Genomic DNA, 20,682 nt, shown 5'->3' on the forward strand with positions numbered 1-20,682 from the left:
ATAGTTATATAATATTTTAATGAATAATCTAATAGTTTTAAATGGCAATGACAATGTTGGCGTAAGTCAATTTATCATACCAGAAAAAACTAAAATTGAAGGTCACGATATAAGTACTTTAGATCCAATCCCTTTTGGTCATAAAGTATGTTTAAAAGAGATTAAAAAAGGTGATCCTATTATTAAATATGATCAAATTATTGGATTTGCTTTAAATGATATTAAACCAGGAGAGCATGTTCACTCTCATAATTTAGAATTTAGAGAATTTAAAAGAGATTTCAAAGTAACTGATAAATCAAACAATGTTGACGAAAAAGCAGATACTTTTTTCAATGGAATTTTAAGAGACAACGGCCAAGTAGCTACAAGAAATTATATTGGAATAGTTAGTACCGTTAATTGCTCTGCAACAGTTACAAAAATGATTGTTGAGAAAATAAAGTATTCAGAAATTTTAAAAGATTATCCAAATATAGATGGAATTGTGCCTATTACTCATTCAACAGGATGTGGAATGAATACTGAAAGTGAAGGAATGCAAATTTTCCAAAGAACAATTGATGGTTTTAAAAATCATCCAAATTTTTCTCATGTTTTTGTTATAGGTTTAGGTTGTGAATGTGCTCAGGTAAGTTTATTTGACGAGTCATTAAAGAAACATAACCGAATTCATTTTCTAACAATCCAAGATGAGGGTGGAACTAAAAAAATTGTTGATAAAGTATTATCTCAAATAAAAAATCTTTTATCTGAAGCAAATAATGTTCAAAGAACATCTCAGCCTGTTAGTCATTTAACTTTAGCCTTACAGTGTGGAGGATCTGATGGTTATTCAGGAATTACAGCAAATCCTGCATTGGGAGTGGCTGCAGATCTTTTAGTTAAAAAAGGTGGAAGTTCAATTTTATCTGAAACTCCAGAAATTTATGGGGCAGAACATTTATTAATTAATAGAGCTAATTCACAACAAACTGCAGATAAATTAATAAAAAGAATAGAGTGGTGGAGGCATTATACATCGATAAATAATAGTTCTATGGATAATAACCCTGCCCCAGGAAACAAAAAAGGTGGTCTTACAACTATTTTAGAAAAATCTTTAGGAGCAGTTGCTAAAGGTGGAAACTCAATTTTACAAGATGTATTGAATTATGCTGAACCTCTAAAAAACAAAGGCTTTAATTTTATGGACTCACCTGGATATGATCCGGTTTCAGTTACAGGGCAAGTTGCATCAGGCGCAAATGTAATTTGTTTTACAACTGGAAGAGGATCTTGTTTTGGATGTAAACCAGTACCAAGTTTAAAGCTCTCAACAAATTCAGCAATGTTTGAAAGAATGTCAGAAGATATGGATATTAATTGCGGAACAATAGCTGAAGGAAAAGAAAAAGTTGAAGAAGTTGGTCAAAAAATATTTGAATTAGTAGTAAATACTGCATCAGGAAATAAATCTAAGAGTGAAATCAATGGCTACGGTGACGAGGAGTTTAATCCTTGGCAAGTAGGCGTTGTAATGTAAAAAATTTCCTAAAGTGCAAAATCAAACATCTTTATTAAAGGTAATTATATTAGCTGCAGGTGGTTTCTTTATGTTTGTTTGTATGGATTCTACTGCAAAATATCTAGGAACAGTCATGCCCATTCCACAGGCTATATGGGGAAGATTTTTTTTCCATTTAGTTTCCTTGATAATATTTTTTTTAATATTGAAACCCAAAGTAAATTTAAAAAAAAATTTTAAAGTTCAAATTATTCGATCTACATTAATGGTGACGGCTACCTCTTTTATGTTTTTTTCCCTACAAAAATTTGACTTGGTTGATATATATGTTGTTTTCTTTAGCGCACCTTTAATAGTTTCATTACTTTCTGCTTATTTTTTAAAAGATATTTTATCTTTTAAAGGAATTCTTCTAATGCTCCTTAGTTTTGGTTCTATTATTTATTCTTTAGGACCAACCATGAAAATATTTAGTTTGGATTTAATTTTTCCAATTGTCCCACCTATTTGTTGGGCATTATATCAATTTTTTACAAAAATTGTTTCAGGGGACAATGATCCATTTTCAGCAATATTTTATACTTCGATTTTAGGAGCAATCATATTTAGTATTTATATATTTTTTAATTGGGTCCCATTAGAAAAAAATATCTTTTGGCTTTATTTGTTCCTACTTGGTTTTGCAGGATTTGTTAGTCATTCTCTAGTAATTTACGCAATACAACTTTCTAATTTATCATTTATAACTAACTTTCAATATTCTCAATTAGTCTGGTCTACAATTATAAATTTCCTAATTTTTGGTGTTCCATTAGATGTAAACAAAATTATTGGAGTAGTTGGAATTATAGTTTTTGGTATACTATTTATAAGAACAGAAGGATCAAAAAAAACAACTTAAAGAGGAATTAATGAAAAATATTGGTTTTATTGGTGTGGGTTATATGGGTTATGGAATAGCCAAAAATGTTTTAAAGCAAAAAAATAATCTTTTTGTAATTGCTAACAAAAATCGTAAACCTATTGAAAAGATAGTAAGTGAGGGAGCTAAAGAAGTTAAATCTTTTGAAGATTTTGCATCTAAAAATTTAGATGCTTTGTTTATGTGTGTTACCAATACACCCATTGCGAAATCTATTTCAGAAAAATTATCAAATATCTTGAGTGATAAAACAATTGTAATTGATATTACTACTCACAATAAAACAGGCTCTATTGAAACTGAGGCAATTTTTAAATCAAATAATATCAACTACGTTGAATGTCCAGTAATGGGAGGACCTGTTCAAGCAGAAGAAGGTGTTTTAGGTGGTATTGTTGGGGCATCAGATGAGAACTTTAAAATAGCAGAGCCTTATTTTAATATATTTTGTAAGGATTATTTTCATTTTGGTCCAGTTGGCATGGGTGCAAAATCAAAACTTTTAAATAACTTTTTATCTTTAGGAAATGGAGCATTGGTAAATCATTTAGCAAAATGCGCTACAGGATTAGGATTAGATCTAAAGAAAGTATTTGATGTTGCAAAGCTAGGATCTGGAAACTCTGCGGCTCTAAACAGAGTTTTTGATAACTTACTTAAAGGTGATTACACAGGATTTAAATTTACCGCAAGTAACTCTGTTAAAGATTTAACTTACATTCAGGATCTTTTAAAAGATTTTCCTGAAGCTGAAAAAGTTGCTGAACTAAATAAAAATTATTTTCAAAAAGCTGTTGATGATGGTTATGGAGAAAATTTTATTAGTGAATTAATTAATAAAAAATAATTGAAGGAAGTTAAATAAGATATCGGGAATCTACTAAAGCAGTAGGTTGTATTCAACTTATTTATTTGCATTAAATGCAAATAAATTTATTGAAAATAATTTTGATATAATTATCTTTTTATATGAAGGAGGTTTATGTTAAAATTGCTACCACCTGATACTTAGCTGAAGATCTTTAGATATAAAAAAACTTAAAATAATAAAATCCGTTTGGATTTAATGCCAAAGAGGCGATAAAAAGGGAGCTCTTTAGGTATCAACTAAAGAGCGAACCCTTTAAAAATTAATTTTTAGACTTTAATATTTCTAGCGGAAGTGGTGCTTCTGGATATTTTTTTTCACACAACTTTTCATAAATTTCACAAAAGTTAAAAATTGTTTTTACAACTTCGTTTTCGTCTTTTGAGTTTAATTTTGTAATTAGTTTATCTCGATCTTTTTCTAACTCTTTAATTTGCTCACCTGAAAAAAATTCTCCAGTTTCTATTTCCCAGTAAGTATCCTCTAATTCTACTTCACTTAATTCATTTAATTTTTTTTGTAACATTATAATTGTTTCATCATCAGTTTCTGTATTTCTCATAGGAGAATTTTTTAATTTGCCCAAACATTTGTCTCTTAAACCATCAATAAAATGATCATAGGGTTTTCCTAAACTTAATTCTTTAAAATGATTACTAATAAAATATTTTTTTATTGCTGAATCTGTAGAAATTTTTTCTTTACCCTTAATTATTGCAACTTGAACATATATCTCTTGAGAAACGTATTCCTCTATATGATCTGTTACTGATACTGGAAGCATTGTTTATTTTAAGATTTTAGCCTATCGTTATTTGAGTCAAAAGCAGGTTCATCAATAACTTTTGATTTAACATCTTTTCCTTGAATTTTAATCAAAAACTCATTGCCAACTTTTGCTAATTCAGTTTTGACATATCCAAAAGCTAAACTTTTGTTTACTCTATACCCATAAGCACCTGATGTTGTAAGACCAACTATATTACCATTAGAGTAAATTGGTTCATTTCCATGAGCATCCGCATCTACAGCATCAACTTCCATATAAACTAATTTAATTTTTGGACCATTTTTTATTAAATTCGATACAATTTTGGATCCTTTAAATTCAGATTTTTTTTCAATATTAAAAAATCTTTCCAACCCTGCTTCAACTACACTAATTTCTGGCGTTAATTCTGACCCCCAACCTCTGTATCCCTTCTCAATTCTCATAGAATTCATTGCATGAGCTCCAAAATCTATAATATCAAATTCCTTACCAGCCTCAGTTAATAAATCATATAGTTTTTCCATATCTTTAAAGTCATGATGCAGTTCCCAACCTAGTTCGCCCATATAGTTTACTCTTAAGGCTGTTACAGCAATGTTACCTAAACTTATTTTCTTACTTTTTAACCAAGGGAAATTTTCATTTCCTAAATCTGTATCTGTTAATTTTTGTAAAACCATTCTTGATTTTGGTCCTATAATACCAATTACACCTTTGTCTAAAGTTATATTTTTAATTTTAACTTTTTCGTTTTCTTTTTTATTCTGATTTAGCCAATCCAAATCTCTAATTTCTGATACTGCACCTGATAATGCGTAATAATGGTTATCTTTTAATTTAGTTAAAGTTAGTTCAGTTTGAATTCTTCCAATATCATTTAAAAGATGAGTTAAAACAATACTTCCATCTTTTTTTGGAACTCTATTAACACAAAGTCTTTCTAAAAAATTATAACTATCTTCTCCAGTAATTTCATATTTTGAAAAAGTTGATAAATCTATCAAGCCTACATTGTTGTGAACATGTAGACATTCTTTTTGAATTATAGGAAATAAATTATTTCTTTTATAACTTAATTCTTCTTTAGTATTATCTTTATTAAACCAAGCTGGTTTTTCCCATCCATATAAATCAAAATATTCAGCACCTTTTTCTTTCAACTTTTGGTAAATTGGTGTTGTTTTCATTGGTCTTCCAACCTCTACAACATCATTAGGCATTGGAGTTACATACATTCTTCGATATTGCTCTTTTGATTTTTCAACTGAATAATTTTTATCAACCCAACTCATGTATCTTCTTGGTTCGAATTCCATCATATTTATTTCTGAGTCACCATGTACAATCCACTGAGCCATATATTTCCCAGCTCCCCCTCCATGAGCAATTCCAATACTTGCTGCACAAAACATCCAAAAGTTTTTAAGTCCGGGTGCAGGACCGGCTAAAAAATTATCATCAGGAGTGTGTGTAATAGGACCACATATAATTCTTTTAATACCTACATCTTTAAACTGTGGAATACGATCCATTCCTTTTTCTAAGTGTTCTGCAATTCTATCAAGATCTGGATCTAACAACTCCATATCAAATTTCCAATCCATTCCATCTAAAGCCCAAGCTGCTACATCTTTTTCATAAGGACCAATTAAAAGTCCTTTACCCTCTTGTCTTAGATAAGAAGAAGAGTCTGGATCTCTTACAACTGGTAATTCTTTACTTAATTTTTCTATTTCAGGATGTGCTTCTGTAACTAAGTATTGATGGATCATATTTATACTTGGAACATTTTTTAAACCAACCATCTGTGCTACTTCTGGACAAAAACTTCCTGCAGCATTAACAACATGCTCACAAACAATATCACCCTTTTCAGTAATTACTTTCCACTCTCCTGAAGGCAATTGTTCAATATCAGTTACTCTATTTTTTCTATAAATTTTGGCTCCACCATTTCTTGCTCCTTTAGCCATTGCATTTGTTGTGCTTGTTGGATCTGTGTAGCCATCTTCTGGAGTTAAAAAAGCACCTTTAATTCCATCTAATTTTATAAAAGGATGATATTGATGAATTTCTTCTGTTGATATAATTGAACATGGAGAACCAGCTATATCTAAAATTCCTTTAGTATAATCAAACCACTCAAGATCCTCTTTGGTATAAGCTAACCTTAAACTTCCTGTTTCATGAAATCCTGTTGGTTGCTTAGTTTCTTTTTCTAGTGACTTATAAAGGTTAGTTGAATGAAGATGAATTTTTGCAAGATTTAAACTCGTTAACATATGAGGACATTGACCTGCAGCATGCCAAGTTGATCCAGAAGTAAGTTCACTTTTTTCAATTAATACGACATCACTCCATCCTTCTTTTGTAAGATGATAGAGTAAACTAACTCCCATTATACCACCGCCAACAATTACAAGCTTTGCATGAGATTGAATTTTATCCATAAAAAAAGAAACTACTTAGATTTTAAATTAATTAAACAAAATTAATTTTAATTAACCAAAATGGGTGTGTGAATTTATTAATGCGGTTTTCTATATTTGGAATGACAGGCCTTACAATTCGCCCACATTAATTTTCCTAGAGTTCCTCTAATATCATCTGCATCTTCAATAATAGAAGTGAGTTTAATCATATCATCAGCAGATTTTTGCATTAATGCGTTGAAAGCATCTTTTTCTTCCCAGATTATAGGCAATGCCTCTGTTTTAAATCCTTCTTTAGAATTTTCTGGAAATAGATCTAACAAAGTAATGTAATTTTCATTCATTTCTTTCATTAGTTCTATCGCTTCATCAAAATCCCCATTTGAAGAAAAAGATTGTACCCTTTTAGCAGTACTATAATTCTTGCTAAATAGTGCTTTTCTACTTTTAATAATATCTTCTACTGACAACTCTGCATTAGCTAAAGAGCCAGAAAACATCATTATAAAAGACAATATTGTTGTACCAAAGATCTTCTTTGTATGTTTTAATATGATATGCATGTTAAGAACACCTTAACAGAATATGGAGTAATATCAAAGTTATTGCACTGGCTAAGCGCAATTTTACTTTTAATTCAAATTCCTCTTGGATTTTATTTAGTTGATTTAGATTTTGGGGAAGAAAGAATAACTATTGAAAATATTCATGTGTTGGTTGGGCTTGGAATATTTTATGTTGTAATTTTTAGATTACTAAATAATTTAATTAATCCTATACCAAAGTTAGGTCCTGCCACTTTTTTAGGACAAAGGTTTATTGCTAAACTAAATCATTTGTTTTTATACATAGCTATCTTATCAATAACTATATCTGGAATATTAAAAAAACTATTTAATGGTGAGTCCTTAGTGATTTTTTTTAAAAAAATAAAAATAAAAGATAATTTTGAACTTGCTGACCAATTTTACAATATTCATATCTTATCAAACTATGCTCTGATCGGTCTAGTTGTTCTACATATAAGTGCCGTTATAATTCACAAATTATTCTTTAAAGAAAATTTATTAAAGAAAATATTGTAAATAATTACTGATACATATGGAAAAATCTTCTATTGGATATATTTTAAAATTATCTATTCCAATTTTTTTTGCTAATTTAGCTATTCCACTAGTAGCTATAATTGATACTTTTTTAATGGGTAATTTGGGAAATGTTTCCTATTTATCCGCAACTTCTGTTGCAGCAAATTTATTTTCAATGATTTTTTGGAGCTTTGGATTTTTAAGAATGGGAACAGTCGGTATGGTTTCTCAAGCAAATGGAGCTGACAACTACAAAGAAATAATTAATATTATTTTAAGAAATTTGTTATTTGTAATTATCCTTTCTATTGTCTTATTTTTTACTCAGAATTTAATTCTTAAGATAAGTCTACAAATATTTGATCTAAATTCACAAACTACTATTTTTTATGAAGAATATTTTAAAATTAGAATTTATTCAGCTCCAGGTGAACTTACTCTTTATATTATAACAGGTCTTTTTGTTGGATTACAAAAAACTAAAATTTCAAGTATTGCTGTAGGATTTTTCTCAATATTAAATATTATATTGAGCATAATTCTCGTAACTCAATACAATTTAAATATTAAAGGTGTTGCATATGGAACTCTTTTTTCTGGAATAATTACCTCTACTGTTTTTTTAATTTATACTTTTTTTTATTTAAACAAGCTTACAAAGATTAATTTTATAATAAGGGAAATTGTTGATCTAAATAAATTAAAAAATATTTTTAATATTAATTTTAATATTTTTATTCGAACTATATTACTTACTTTTTCTTTTTTGTGGTTCACGTACCTTGGATCAAAAATTGGAGAAGAGTATATTGCTGCTAATGCAATATTAATTAATCTTGTTTTTCTATCTGCATTTATTTTAGATGCTTACGCATTTTCAACAGAAGGAATTATCGGTTATTCTTTGGGTAAAAAAGATAAAAATTTATTCAGCTCAATAGTTAAAAATTCTTTTATTTTAAGTTCGATAACAGGCTCAGGTATCTCTATTATTTATTATTTTGTTCACAAGAATGTGATTTATATGATGTCCGATATTGATTTAATAAGATCTTTAAGTTTAGATTATTCAATATGGATGATTATTTTGCCTTTTTTTGCATCTTTTTGTTATCAATTTGATGGTATTTTTATCGGAGCATCTCAAACAAAAGAAATTAGAAACGCTATGTTTTTTTCAGTTTCTATATATTTGTCAATTTCTTTAATTCTCACAAATTATATTTCAAATGACGGGATATGGATATCGCTAACGATTTTTATGATCCTAAGAGCTTTGTCTTTATACTATTATTTAAATAGGATTTATTTAAGATTTAATGGCAACTAATACCAAATTTCTTTAATCTCCAATAATTATAAGGCCATGGAGTTAAAAAACCAACAATAAGCATTATAGGTACTACCCACCATGTTAACATGGCTCCTCCTGTTAGAAGATAATCTGTTAAATTCATTGCAGCTTCCATGCTTACCATAGAAATAAAACTCATTCCAAAGGCTGTTTTTAATGCATCTTTAAAAGTAAAGTTTTGTTTCAATAAAATAATTGTCTCTAAAATTATACTGGTGATTAGTCCATTTATAATTGCTAAAGTCATGATTGCAAAAACTGGCCACGGAATTCCAGTTAATTGAAAATATAAAATTGTACCAAAGTCTCCAATAGCACAACCCAATAAACACCATGCAGTATTTTTTGCACTTCTTCTCCAAGTGTGCTTACATGACCAATTCAATGTTGCAACTGTGCTCATTTCTTGCTCATATTAATTTGAAATTCATACAGATCAAGTGGCCAGTAAGATTTAATATAAGCTAAGACGCTATCTATCTCTTTATCTGACAATTTATCTTCGAAACCCATCATTTTTCCTTCATAATTTTTAACCAATTTAGCTAACCCATACTTTATTATAGCATGCAACGTTTTATCATCATGATGCCAAGTATGACCAGTGCCATTTAATGGAGGTGCTTTTCTATGTCCATCATCATCTAAATCTTTCCAATTTTTTGCTCCTGATAAATCTATCATGTGACATGAAACACAGTTTTGATTATATACTAGTTCTCCTCTTTTGATCATCAATGAAGAGTCTGTTGTAATTGGAAAATGATTATGAGCAAGTGAAACGTTATTAAAAAACAATAATAAGAAAATTATTTTTATAAGATTCATAATATTTAATTTCATCTTATTAATTAATTTTTAAGCCTTTTTTTTTCCATTTTTCTAAACCACCAATTAAGTGAAAGCAATTACCAAAATTATATGATTTAGAAATCTGAACTGCCAAAGTAGATCTGTGTCCATGAGCACAGTAAAAAAGAATTTTTTTATTTTTTAAACTATCTTTATTTTTTTCAATGTAATCATGCATAGAAGGAAATGGAACTATATTGCTGTTATCCAGTTTTCCTTCTTTATCTATTTCATTTTGCTCTCTTAAATCTATTAAAACTGTATTTTCCTCTTTTTTAATTTTGTTAAATTCTTCTGGCTCAATACCATTGTTTACTTTTTGACGGTTTAAATCGATACCTAATTTAAGATTACTAGGAACTGCAACATCCATCATTTTGGGATCTGGTAAATTTAAATTATTCATAATATCTACATACTCTTGAACTGATTTTACCTGTAATCTTGGATTAAATTGTCTCTCTTCTAGGATGGTACTTACCATTTCTCCTTTATAATCATGTGCTGGATAAACTAGAGTTTGATCAGGTAGTTTTAATAATTTGTTAAATATTGAGTTATAAGAGTCTTTAGGATCACCGTTTTGAAAGTCTGTTCTACCTGTACCTCTAATTAATAATGTATCTCCTGTAAAAACTCTATCACCCATCAAAAAACTAAAGCTCTCAGAAGTATGACCGGGAGTGTATAAAGCTTGTAAATCAATTCCATCTATTTTGATTATCTCTTCATCTGATACTCTCATTGCCACTACATCAGCAGGTGTTTTATTGCCCATAACAGTTACACAATTAGTTTTATCTCTTAGTTCAGCAATTCCAGAGATATGATCTGCATGAATATGGGTATCTATCACCTTTACTAATTTTAAATCTAATTGATTTAACAAATTAATATACTGATCAACTTTTTCTAATACTGGATCAATTATTAAAGCTTCGCGTCCTCTTCCGGATGCAATTAAATATGTATAAGTGCTAGAAACAGTATCGAATATCTGTCTAAAAATCATTTTATATAAATATCAAAAACCAATAAGAAATTAAACCAGACAAAATAGTTGCGATTATATTTCTTGAAAAATAACCAACAATTACAGCAACAATTGCAGCAAATATTTTAGGGTTATCCATTTCAATGAATTCACCATAATCATTAATAAAAATTCCTGGAAATATTATTGCAGGAAACACTGCCGATGGAACATAAGCTAATACAGCTTTTATTTTATCTCCCAACATGTCTCTACTCACTAAAGCTACCATCGTCATTCTAGTAAAGTAAGTTAATATTCCTGCAACAATAATTGACAACCAAGTCATTTTATTTTTTTAACCTCAATATTAAAGCTGCAACAAACAAAGCAAGTATAGGTGAAATAATTATATAGGATCTAAATGGAGCATCATAAAACAATAACGAACTCAATCCACATACAATCATCACAATTAAGTGATCAATTTTTTTTAAATCTTGTATTACAATTGCTATAAACGTAAGTGGTATTGCAAATTTTAAACCAAGTTCTTCTGGAACAAATGAACCTAAAATTATTCCTGATAATGTAGAAATTTGCCAACAAACCCACATTGTGCAACCTGTACCAATTAAATGATAATGTAAGTATTGCTCTGATTTATTTTTTTTAAAAAATTTATTAGACTCTGCAAAACCTTGATCAACAATGATATATGAGATTAATAATTTTTTTATTAATGATAATTTTTCTAAGTACTCTGATAAGACTGCGCCATATAAAAGATGTCTTGAATTAATAACTCCTACAGATGTTGCTGCTATCAATCCAGATGCACCTCCTGATAATAATTGCAAAAAAACAATTTGTGATGCGCCCCCAAAAATAATAATGGACATTGCATAAACCAATAGAGGATCAAATCCTAATTCAACACCGATAGCTCCACAAATTATTCCAAATGGAACCACAGACAACATATGAGGAGAAATATCTATCATTCCTCGGGTAAATAATTGTTTTTTAGTAAGCATTTAATTTGGTTCTATTAAAAACAAACTATGTGATCAATGTTAATTGGACGTTTAATTCCAAATTTTTCATCAATTTCATGTTGATGAACATGATGTGAGTGAACAAAAACAGGGATTAATAAATCACTATTTGTCTTTAAAGTATAAATAAAATTAGTTCCTCTAAATTTTCTATCTACCACTTCTAATTTTAAATTACTTTTATCATCATGTTCAAGGTCTTCTGGCTGTAACAATAATTGAACTTTAGAACCCTTTGGGTAATGTTTAGTAAAATTGCCTTTAATCGTTCCTAAATCTTCATTTTCTAAAGTATTTTCATCTGTAACTTTTGCTGGAATCAGAATACCTCTATTTAAAAAGTTGACTACATCAATGGAGCTTGGGAAGTGATATACATTATAAGGATCATCAAATTGTTTGAGTTCACCATCTAAAATAATTCCACATTTATTACCCAGATAAAAAGCTTCATAAGAATCGTGCGTAACAATTATTGTTGTAATTTTTAAATCTTTTAAAATTTGCTTTAATTTTACTTGTATTTCCTCCTTAAAACTTTGATCAATATTCGATAATGGTTCATCTAATAACAATAAGTCTGGATTTGAAAGCAAAGATCTGGCTAAAGAGGCTCTTTGTGCTTCACCAGAACTAATTTCATGAGGATATTTATCTAAAATTTTTTCTAAATGAAGAAATTTAACAATTTCTTTTAAATTTAAACCTTTTTTCTTCTTTTTATTTCTCTCAGCACCAAAATTAATATTTTCCAATACATTATAATGAGGAAATAGAGAGTTATCTTGAAACGCTAAAGATATATTTCTATCTTCAGGTTCAGTGTGGTAATCCTTGGATGAAATAATTTTATTTTTTAAAATAATTTTACCTGATTGAATCTTTTCAAGTCCAGCAATAGTTCTTAAAATTGTAGTTTTCCCAATTCCTGAAGGACCAAGTAGACAAACTACGTCACCTTCATTTTCAATATTAAATGAAACATTGGTTACTTTATTTTTAGAGCTTGCAGCAAAAGTAACGTTTTCAATTTCTAAAAAATTATTCTTCATAATTAATTATCCTTAACCATATACTTTGATGTAATTAAAATAAAAACGCTTGCAATAACAATTAAAATTATAGAAGGTGCTGCAGCAGCTTCTAATAGATCTTGAGATGCAAATATATGCGCTTGAGTAGCAAATGTTTCAAAATTAAATGGTCTCATAATCAGTGTCATTGGTAATTCTTTTATTATTTCTATAGATAACAATATGCCAACTAATAATACAGAATTTTTAAGATAAGGAACATGAATATTTAAAAATGTTTTTAATTTTGAATAACCTAATAAATATGCACTTTCATCTATTGAATAATTTATCTTTAAATATCCAGATTTAATTCCATTATTAGCTAAAGAATAAAATCTTACAAAATAAACAATGACTAATCCTAATATTGATCCAATAAAAATAGGTTTTATTTCAAAAAAATAAATTATATTTTTATCAAACCAAGATATGAATGTAATGAAAGCTACAGCTAAAATTATACCCGGTACAGCATAACCAGTAATTGAAAATGTTGTTAGAGCATTTAAAAACTTATTTTTGCTAATTCTATTTCCATAATTTGAAACAAAAGATAGAAAAATTAAAAGAAATCCAGATAAAAAAACTAGTATTAGGGTGTTTGAAAGTAATTCAGCAATATTTAAATCTATAAAATGTTTTGGAAATTTTATTGTCCAATAAAACATTTGTAACACTGGAAATAAAAAGCTTAAAATAAATATTAATGAGCAAAAAATTATTGCCATTAAAGATTTATTTCCATTTAATTTTTTTAAAGTTTTTCTTTTAAAATTTCCTTTAGCTGGGGAATGATATTGTGCTTTTTTTCTAGAAAAATTTTCTAAAAAAAATAATCCAAAAATAAATATTAAAAGAAAAAATGATATTCTATTCGCTAGAGCCAGATCATCAAAAGAAATCCATGCATCATAAATACCCGTGGTTAAAGTTGATATTCCAAAAAATGATACAGCTCCAAAATCAGATAGAGTTTCCATTGCAACTAAAGACAAACCTGCAATAATTGCTGGTCTTGCTGAAGGTAAAATAATATTAAAAAACGTTTTTTTGTCTGAAAATCCAAGGTTTTTACCTAATTCAATTAAATTTTGAGATTGATGCTGAAATGAAGCTCTTGTTAAAACATAAACATAGCCAAATAAAGAGAAGGAAATTGAAATTATAGCACCCAACATTCCATCAAATTTAGGAATAATTTCGTTAAAATTACCATCTCCAAATAAATTTTCTAAAATTGAAAAAGCTGTTCCATAATTTTCAAAAAAAGCAGTGAGTGAATACGCATATATATAAGCTGGAACAGCAAATGATAATATTAATGCCCATTTAAAGAAACTTACCCCTGGAAAATCATAAAATGAAACTAAGTATGCACAACCAACTCCAATTACCAATGTAACCAAGATTACTCCCAATAAAAGAAATAATGAATTAAAAATATATTCAAATAAGAAAGTGTCTTTTATTATTGAAAAATATTCTCCCGTTGGTTTAAAAAAACTACTAAATACAGTTACGATTGGTATAGCAACAATTATAGAAATAAATAAGGAAGTTAAAAACCAAATATTAATTTTATGACTCATTTATTTCCAGCCAGCTTTCAACATTATCTCTAAGGCATCAGCTTGGTTTTTTTGATAATCATCTACTTTAGTTGTTAAATCTTGTTTAAAATTCATTCCCATTTTTTGAACTATTGGATGAGGCTTAACACTTTCTAGCATTGGATATTCAAATGTATTATTTACAATGTGCTCTTGTGCTTCTTTTGTTAAAAGAAACTCTAATAATTTTTTGGCATTCTGAGGGTTGGGAGAATTTTTTAGGATGCCACCACCACTGACATTCATGTGTGCTCCTCTATCATTTTGATTTGGGAAAAAAGGTAATACTTTTAAAGCAGCTTTTTTTTGATCCTCTCCTTTTTGGCCTGATAACATTAATGCATAATAATATGTGTTTGCTATAGCTAGTTCAGCCTCTCCTGCTGCAACAGCTAAAATTTGCGCCCTATCATTACCTTTAGGTTTTCTTGCAAAATTTGAAACTAAATTTTTAGCCCATTGTTGTGTTTGATCTTTTCCATTATTTTTAATTAATGATGCTACGAGGGATTGGTTGTATATATTGTTTGATTTTCTTATAACAATTTTTGCTTTCCATTTTTTATCAGCTAAATCTTCATATTTAATTCCATTTAAATCTTCCAAACTGATTTTATTTGGATCGTAATAGAAAATTCTTGCTCTCTTTGAAATCCCTGTCCAATTTTGCGACCTAAAGTTTGAAGGAACTGCTAATTCAATAGCTGGTGTTATTGAGTTTTGAAAAAAACCTTTAGAATCTAAATCACCCAATCTTCCCGCATCTGACGTTATATATAAATCAGCTTTAGAGCTCTCTGCTTCTTCAATTATCCTTTTTTCAAGTGCTTTGTCTTTTCCAGAAACAACATTTACTCTAATTCCAGTTTTAGCAGTAAACTTCTCATATAATTGTAAGTCAGAATCATAATGCCTTGCGCTAAAAACATTTACCTCAGCCGCATAAGAGAATTTTGCAAGAAATATAAAAATTATTGTAAATAAATTAAATTTTTTAATCATAATTTTGCGAATGAGAATTATTCTCAATGAGAATGATTATCAATCGCATATTTTATAAAATTATGCAAGAAAATTAGTTAAATATTGAAAAATAAGGGAAATTTTATTTCCAATCACCGATTTTGCTGAATAAGAAATTTCTAAATGCTTGAACTCTAGCAGTATTTTTTAATGATTGAGGATAAACAAAGTGAGCTTCTGTTATAGGCCCTTCTACTTTCGGGAGTACTTTAATTACATTGTTTGAGTTTGTTACTAGATATTCAGGAAGTGCAGCCAATCCTACTCCAGACTCTACTGCTAACAATAGCCCCATTACACTATTTACCTTCATGACTGATTTTCTTTTTTTACCATCATGCATTCCAATTTTTAATGCCCAATCTGGATTATAAACTGGAGAAGGTGCTCCTTTTCCAAACGAAATAAATTTATGTTTATTTAGATCATTTATTGTCTTTGGCATTCCATTTTTTTCTAAGTACTTATTTGATCCATATATATAATATTTAATATCAACTAGCTTTTTTTGAATATAATTAAGCTGTTTTGGCCTTCTCATGAAAATTCCAATATCAGCCTGTCTTGTACTTAAATCTAATTCTTTATCATCAAAGACTAATTCAATCTCAATCTCTGGATTAAGTCTCATAAATTCTTGAATTCTAGGCGTTAACCAGTGAGTACCAAAACTTCTTACTGTTGTTATAGTTAATTTTCCTGTTGGTTTATTTTTTTGATCACCTAGAGATGTTTCGACTTCTTTTAATTTACTTATTACTTCATGTGCAGTTTTAAAAACATATTCACCGTTTTCTGTAAGTGTTAATCCTCTTGCATGTCTTTCAAATAGTTGTACTTTCAAATCTTGTTCTAGGGACTGTATCTGTCTACTGATTGCAGATTGGCTAAGGTTTAAATTTACAGTAGCATTTGTAAAACTTCCAGCTTCTGCGACTGCATGAAAAATTTTTAATTTATCCCAATCCATTATTTATTCACATCCACTAATACTCTTCCAGAAATTTCACCTTTTAAAATTTTAGGATAAGTTTCAATTAGCTCCTCTAAACCTACTGTTAAAACTGATTTTTCAAGCAATTCAAAATCAATTAATTTTGATGCTTCACCCCACATAAATTCTCTTCTTTTTATACTGCAATTTGCAGAATCCATTCCCCAAACCTTAATACCTCGTAACATAAAAGGAAGTAAATTGGTGTTAAGTTCATTACTATTTGCATTTCCACATACAGCTATAATTCCATTAGGCTTTGTTTGTGCAATTGCGTTTGCTAAAATTTTTCCTCCAACGGTATCTACTACTCCATCCCATAAACCTTTATCTATTGGTCTTGGGTCTTTATCAAATTCAGCTCTATTTATAATGTTTTTTGCACCTAAAGATTTTAAATAATCTGACTTACTATCTTTTCCAGAAACTGCAGTAACATTGTAACCTAATTTTGTTAAAACCATTATTGCAACACTGCCAACGCCTCCTGTTGCCCCTGTTACTAAAACATCATTAACTTTTTCACCAAGCAAAATACTTTCTCTTGCTTGAATTGCAAAAGCACTCATTAAAGAAGTTAAGCCTGCTGTCCCTAAAATCATTGCCTGCTTGCTGCTTAAGTTATCAGGTTTTTTTACTAGGAAATCTGCATTGACTTTTGCTATCTGAGAATAACCACCAAAAAATACTTCACCGACTCTAAAACCAGTTAATATTACTTCGTCACCTGATTTAAATTTTGAATTTTCACTTTCTATTACTTTTCCTGAAAAATCTATTCCTGGTATATGCGGATACTCTTTTACTAGTCTTCCACCATTCTTTAGAATCATTCCATCTTTAAAATTTAAATCTGAATATTCTACCTGAATAGTTACATCTCCATGTTTTAAAAAACTTCTATCTAAAGATTTTACTTCTTTAGAAAAATTTTCACCATCTTGATTAAGAACTATTGCTTTGAATTGATCAGACACTTTAATCTTTTAGCGTAGTGCTAATAAATCGTAAATATCTATTTTGAAAACTTAAATCTTCTTTGAATTGACCTAAATAATAATTTGTTACCGTAGTTGCTTGTTCTTTTTTAATTCCTCTCATAGTCATACACTGATGAGTTGAATCTATTGTAACTGCAACACCTTTGGCATCTAATGATTCCATTAAAGTATTTGCAATTTGCATTGTAAGTCTCTCTTGAGTTTGAAGTCTTTTAGAAAATACTTCAACTACTCTTGCAAGTTTACTTAAACCTACAACTCTTTCTTTTGGAATATAGGCAACATGAGCTTTTCCAATAATTGGTGCCATGTGATGTTCGCAATGACTTTGCACAGAAATATTTTTTTGAACAACCATGTCATCATATCCCTCTACATCACCAAAAGTTTTATCCAAAATTTTATCTGGATCTTCTTTGTAACCTTTAAAATATTCTTTAAATGCTTTAACAACTCTTTTTGGAGTTTCTAATAAACCTTCTCTATTTGGGTCTTCGCCCATCCATGTTAAAATTGTTTTAAAAGCTTCTTCAGCATCTTTGTCTGAAATTTGCTTATTTTCATTTAACTTGTTGTCAGTGTCTTTTACTAATTTCATAGCGCCTTTTTATACAGTAATTACCTAATTTTAAAATATTTATTATATCTAGATATGTGCTACATAATCACATTCTATGTTCAAAAAAAGAGAAAATATCTACGATATCGAAGAAGGAAATCTTCTTTCACCAAAATTTGATAATGATGGCTTAATACCTGTAATTACAATGTGTTCAAAAACCAAAGACATTTTAATGCACGGCTATATGAATGTTGAAGCATTAAAAAAAACAATTGAAACCAAAGAAGCTCACTACTTTAGTAGATCTAGAAAAGCAATCTGGCACAAAGGTAAAACAAGTGGGTTCACTCAAAAAGTGACTGAGATCAGAATTGATGATGATCAAGACTCAATTTGGTTAACAGTTGATATAGGTGACGGCGCTAGTTGCCATGTTGGATACAGATCATGCTTTTATAGATCTATTCCTATGGGACCAATTGATAACGGACGTAAAGTAGAAATGGAATTTCTTGAAAAAGAAAAAAAATTTGATCCTGAAGAAGTTTATAAGGGACAACCAAATCCTACTAAAATTTAATGAGTGAAAAACAAAAAAATGTTCTAGGCGAAGATCTAGAAGAATGCTCCAATGATCCATTAACAGGTTGGTTTCGTGATGGTTGTTGTAACACTGACGAGAATGATCATGGACTTCATACAGTTTGTGCTAAAGTTACTAACGAATGCTTAGAGTGGATGAAAGAAGCAGGTAACGATTTAATTACTCCACATCCTGAATTTGGGTTTCCAGGTTTAAAAGATGGAGATGGATGGTGTTTGTGTGCTAGTTGGTATGCAAGAGCAGTTGAAGCTGGTAAAGGATGCCCAATATTTTTGAAAAGAACTCACGAAAACACTCTTAAATATGTACCTATTGAAACTTTAAAAAAGTTTGCAATAGATTTATCTTAATTTACATATTTCCATATCTTGGTCCACCACCACCTTCTGGTGTCACCCAAGTTATATTTTGTGAAGGTTCTTTAATATCGCAAGTTTTACAGTGAATACAATTTTGCGAATTAATTACAAACTTATTAACATCATTTTCTCTCTGCACTTCGTATACTCCAGCAGGACAATATCTTTGTGCAGGTTCATCAAATTTTTCTAAAGTATATTTGATTGGTAAATCAGAATCTTTAAGTTGTAAGTGGACAGGTTGATTGTCAGCATGGTTAGTTCCTGTAAGATAAACTGAACTAGTTTTATCAAAAGTTATTACATTATCGTACTTTGGATAATCAATTTTGGGCATTTGACTAGCAGGTTTTAATGTTTCATGATCTGCATGTTTATGTTTAAGAGTGAAAGGAAGCTTTCCTCTAAACAATATTTGATCAATACCCGTAAAGATAATCCCCAAAATTAATCCCCAACTAAAACTAGGTTTTACATTTCGGGCCTCAAATAATTCTTTATATAACCAACTCTTTTTAAATTTATCTTCATAATTAGATAAATCTTTATTTTCTTTTAAGTGTTCATTAATAGTTTCAGCTGCAATCATTCCACTTTTCATTGCAGTATGGGAGCCTTTTATTTTAGGCATATTTAATGTACCAGCATCACATCCTACTAGTAAGGCACCTGGCATAAACATTTTAGGTAAACTTTGAAATCCTCCCTCGATTAATGCTCTTGCGCCATATGAAATTCTTTTTCCTCCCTCTATTATTTTTTTAATTGCTGGATGAGTTTTAAATCTTTGAAACTCATCATATGGAGATAAATGCGGATTTTTGTAATCCAATCCTATTACATAGCCTAAAAACACTTGTTTATTTTCAGCATGATACATGAAGCTTCCACCATAAGTGTTGTTATCAAGTGGCCATCCAGCCGTATGCATAACTAATCCTTCTTCATGATTTTTTTCATCTATTTCCCAAATTTCTTTAAAACCAATTCCATATTGCTGGGGATCTTTTCCTTTACTCAGTTCAAATTTTTGAATTAATTGTTTTCCTAGATGACCTCTACAACCTTCAGCAAAAACTGTTACTTTTCCTAAAAGCTCAATTCCTGGTTCAAAGCTATCTTTTTTATTGCCCTCTTTATCTATACCCATATCTTGGGTAGCTACTCCTTTAACAGACCCGTCATCGTTATATAAAATTTCACTTGCTGGGAAACCTGGAAAAATTTCTACACCCAAAGCTTCTGCTTGTTCAGCTAACCATCTGCATAAATTAGCTAAACTAATAATATAATTTTTATGATTTTGTTGAACTGCTGGCAAAAGCCAAGTTGGCCAACTTAAAGATTTTGTTTTTCCTAAAAATAAAAATTTTTCTTTTGTTACTTTTGTTTTAATTGGCGAGTTAAGTTCTCTCCAATTAGGCAATAACTCGTCTAGAGCTCTAGTTTCAAAAACATTCCCGCTCAAAATATGCGCTCCTATCTCTGAAGCTTTTTCAAGCAAACAAACATTTAAATTTGAATCTAATTGTTTTAATTTAATTGCAGTCGCTAATCCTGATGGGCCACCACCAATGATTACAACATCATATTCCATAGATTCTCTAGACATAATCTAGTTTTTAAC

Annotated in this window: 22 protein-coding genes; 7 read left to right on the forward strand and 15 right to left on the reverse strand. The window is 29.4% G+C overall.

What is annotated here, in order from left to right:
• Positions 1-19 precede the first annotated feature (19 nt).
• Genes ACTTBO_RS06440 through ACTTBO_RS06450 form a run of 3 tightly spaced genes read left to right on the forward strand, consistent with a single transcriptional unit; the run spans position 20 to position 3,276 of the window.
• Entirely contained in the window at positions 20-1,525 is a 1,506-nt protein-coding gene (locus ACTTBO_RS06440; RefSeq protein ID WP_440656885.1) for a UxaA family hydrolase, read from the forward strand.
• Between the two features lie 13 nt (positions 1,526-1,538).
• Positions 1,539-2,408 (forward strand): DMT family transporter, encoded by an 870-nt coding sequence (locus ACTTBO_RS06445; protein WP_440656886.1) that lies wholly within the window; start codon positions 1,539-1,541, stop codon positions 2,406-2,408.
• Between the two features lie 10 nt (positions 2,409-2,418).
• Positions 2,419-3,276 (forward strand): NAD(P)-dependent oxidoreductase, encoded by an 858-nt coding sequence (locus ACTTBO_RS06450; RefSeq protein ID WP_440656887.1) that lies wholly within the window; start codon positions 2,419-2,421, stop codon positions 3,274-3,276.
• A 283-nt stretch (positions 3,277-3,559) separates the two neighbouring features.
• On the opposite strand, the gene ACTTBO_RS06455 is transcribed toward ACTTBO_RS06450, so the two are convergent.
• From ACTTBO_RS06455 to ACTTBO_RS06465, 3 genes are all read right to left on the reverse strand, one after another.
• On the reverse strand, positions 3,560-4,081 hold the full coding sequence (locus ACTTBO_RS06455) for a hypothetical protein (RefSeq protein ID WP_440656888.1): 522 nt from the start codon (positions 4,079-4,081) through the stop codon (positions 3,560-3,562).
• Positions 4,082-4,089: 8 nt separating this feature from the next.
• Positions 4,090-6,519, reverse strand: a complete 2,430-nt coding sequence (locus tag ACTTBO_RS06460; protein ID WP_440656889.1) for an FAD-dependent oxidoreductase — start codon at positions 6,517-6,519, stop codon at positions 4,090-4,092.
• A 77-nt stretch (positions 6,520-6,596) separates the two neighbouring features.
• Positions 6,597-7,064, reverse strand: coding sequence for a c-type cytochrome (locus ACTTBO_RS06465; protein WP_440656890.1), 468 nt, complete (start codon positions 7,062-7,064; stop codon positions 6,597-6,599).
• Here ACTTBO_RS06465 and ACTTBO_RS06470 point away from each other — a divergent pair.
• Together ACTTBO_RS06470 and ACTTBO_RS06475 are read left to right on the forward strand one after the other, a co-directional pair.
• The gene (locus ACTTBO_RS06470; protein ID WP_440656891.1) at positions 7,059-7,586 is read left to right on the forward strand and encodes a cytochrome b; all 528 of its coding nucleotides are present in this window, start codon (positions 7,059-7,061) and stop codon (positions 7,584-7,586) included. The two genes, ACTTBO_RS06465 and ACTTBO_RS06470, sit on opposite strands and share 6 nt — an antisense overlap.
• Positions 7,587-7,602: 16 nt before the next feature.
• Entirely contained in the window at positions 7,603-8,919 is a 1,317-nt protein-coding gene (locus tag ACTTBO_RS06475; RefSeq protein ID WP_440656892.1) for an MATE family efflux transporter, read from the forward strand.
• Here the strand turns inward: ACTTBO_RS06475 and ACTTBO_RS06480 are convergent.
• The 11 genes from ACTTBO_RS06480 to folE form a co-directional block, all read right to left on the reverse strand.
• Positions 8,906-9,346 (reverse strand): DUF4396 domain-containing protein, encoded by a 441-nt coding sequence (locus ACTTBO_RS06480; protein ID WP_440656893.1) that lies wholly within the window; start codon positions 9,344-9,346, stop codon positions 8,906-8,908. The genes ACTTBO_RS06475 and ACTTBO_RS06480 overlap by 14 nt on opposite strands.
• On the reverse strand, positions 9,343-9,771 hold the full coding sequence (locus ACTTBO_RS06485; RefSeq protein ID WP_440656894.1) for a c-type cytochrome: 429 nt from the start codon (positions 9,769-9,771) through the stop codon (positions 9,343-9,345). Before ACTTBO_RS06485 ends, ACTTBO_RS06480 begins: the two co-directional genes overlap by 4 nt.
• 19 nt (positions 9,772-9,790) lie before the next feature.
• Positions 9,791-10,807, reverse strand: coding sequence for an MBL fold metallo-hydrolase (locus ACTTBO_RS06490; RefSeq protein ID WP_440656895.1), 1,017 nt, complete (start codon positions 10,805-10,807; stop codon positions 9,791-9,793).
• Position 10,808: 1 nt separating this feature from the next.
• Positions 10,809-11,117, reverse strand: a complete 309-nt coding sequence (locus ACTTBO_RS06495) for an AzlD domain-containing protein (RefSeq protein ID WP_440656896.1) — start codon at positions 11,115-11,117, stop codon at positions 10,809-10,811.
• A gap of 1 nt (position 11,118) precedes the next feature.
• Complete coding sequence (locus ACTTBO_RS06500) at positions 11,119-11,805, reverse strand: AzlC family ABC transporter permease (protein WP_440656897.1); 687 nt, start codon at positions 11,803-11,805, stop codon at positions 11,119-11,121.
• 14 nt (positions 11,806-11,819) lie between these two features.
• Positions 11,820-12,878, reverse strand: coding sequence for an ABC transporter ATP-binding protein (locus ACTTBO_RS06505; protein WP_428079810.1), 1,059 nt, complete (start codon positions 12,876-12,878; stop codon positions 11,820-11,822).
• Between the two features lie 2 nt (positions 12,879-12,880).
• A complete protein-coding gene (locus ACTTBO_RS06510; protein ID WP_440656898.1) occupies positions 12,881-14,491 on the reverse strand; it encodes an ABC transporter permease in 1,611 nt (536 codons plus the stop codon).
• Positions 14,492-15,514 (reverse strand): extracellular solute-binding protein, encoded by a 1,023-nt coding sequence (locus ACTTBO_RS06515; RefSeq protein ID WP_440656899.1) that lies wholly within the window; start codon positions 15,512-15,514, stop codon positions 14,492-14,494.
• Between the two features lie 103 nt (positions 15,515-15,617).
• Positions 15,618-16,505: a LysR family transcriptional regulator gene (locus tag ACTTBO_RS06520; protein ID WP_440656900.1), complete on the reverse strand. Its 888-nt coding sequence runs from the start codon at positions 16,503-16,505 to the stop codon at positions 15,618-15,620.
• Positions 16,505-17,506, reverse strand: coding sequence for an MDR family oxidoreductase (locus ACTTBO_RS06525; RefSeq protein ID WP_440656901.1), 1,002 nt, complete (start codon positions 17,504-17,506; stop codon positions 16,505-16,507). The genes ACTTBO_RS06520 and ACTTBO_RS06525 overlap by 1 nt, the downstream gene beginning before the upstream one ends.
• 1 nt (position 17,507) lies before the next feature.
• Positions 17,508-18,128: a GTP cyclohydrolase I FolE gene (folE, locus tag ACTTBO_RS06530; protein WP_440614151.1), complete on the reverse strand. Its 621-nt coding sequence runs from the start codon at positions 18,126-18,128 to the stop codon at positions 17,508-17,510.
• A 76-nt stretch (positions 18,129-18,204) separates the two neighbouring features.
• Here folE and hisI point away from each other — a divergent pair, with 76 nt between their 5' ends.
• Both hisI and ACTTBO_RS06540 read left to right on the forward strand, forming a co-directional pair.
• Entirely contained in the window at positions 18,205-18,672 is a 468-nt protein-coding gene (hisI, locus tag ACTTBO_RS06535; RefSeq protein WP_075506137.1) for a phosphoribosyl-AMP cyclohydrolase, read from the forward strand.
• The gene (locus ACTTBO_RS06540; protein WP_440656902.1) at positions 18,672-19,046 is read left to right on the forward strand and encodes a DUF2237 family protein; all 375 of its coding nucleotides are present in this window, start codon (positions 18,672-18,674) and stop codon (positions 19,044-19,046) included. Before hisI ends, ACTTBO_RS06540 begins: the two co-directional genes overlap by 1 nt.
• A gap of 1 nt (position 19,047) precedes the next feature.
• Here ACTTBO_RS06540 and ACTTBO_RS06545 read toward each other — a convergent pair whose 3' ends face one another.
• On the reverse strand, positions 19,048-20,667 hold the full coding sequence (locus tag ACTTBO_RS06545; protein ID WP_440656903.1) for an electron transfer flavoprotein-ubiquinone oxidoreductase: 1,620 nt from the start codon (positions 20,665-20,667) through the stop codon (positions 19,048-19,050).
• Between the last annotated feature and the right edge of the window lie 15 nt (positions 20,668-20,682).

The organism is Candidatus Pelagibacter sp. HIMB1509 (assembly GCF_052047855.1).
GTDB lineage: Bacteria > Pseudomonadota > Alphaproteobacteria > Pelagibacterales > Pelagibacteraceae > Pelagibacter.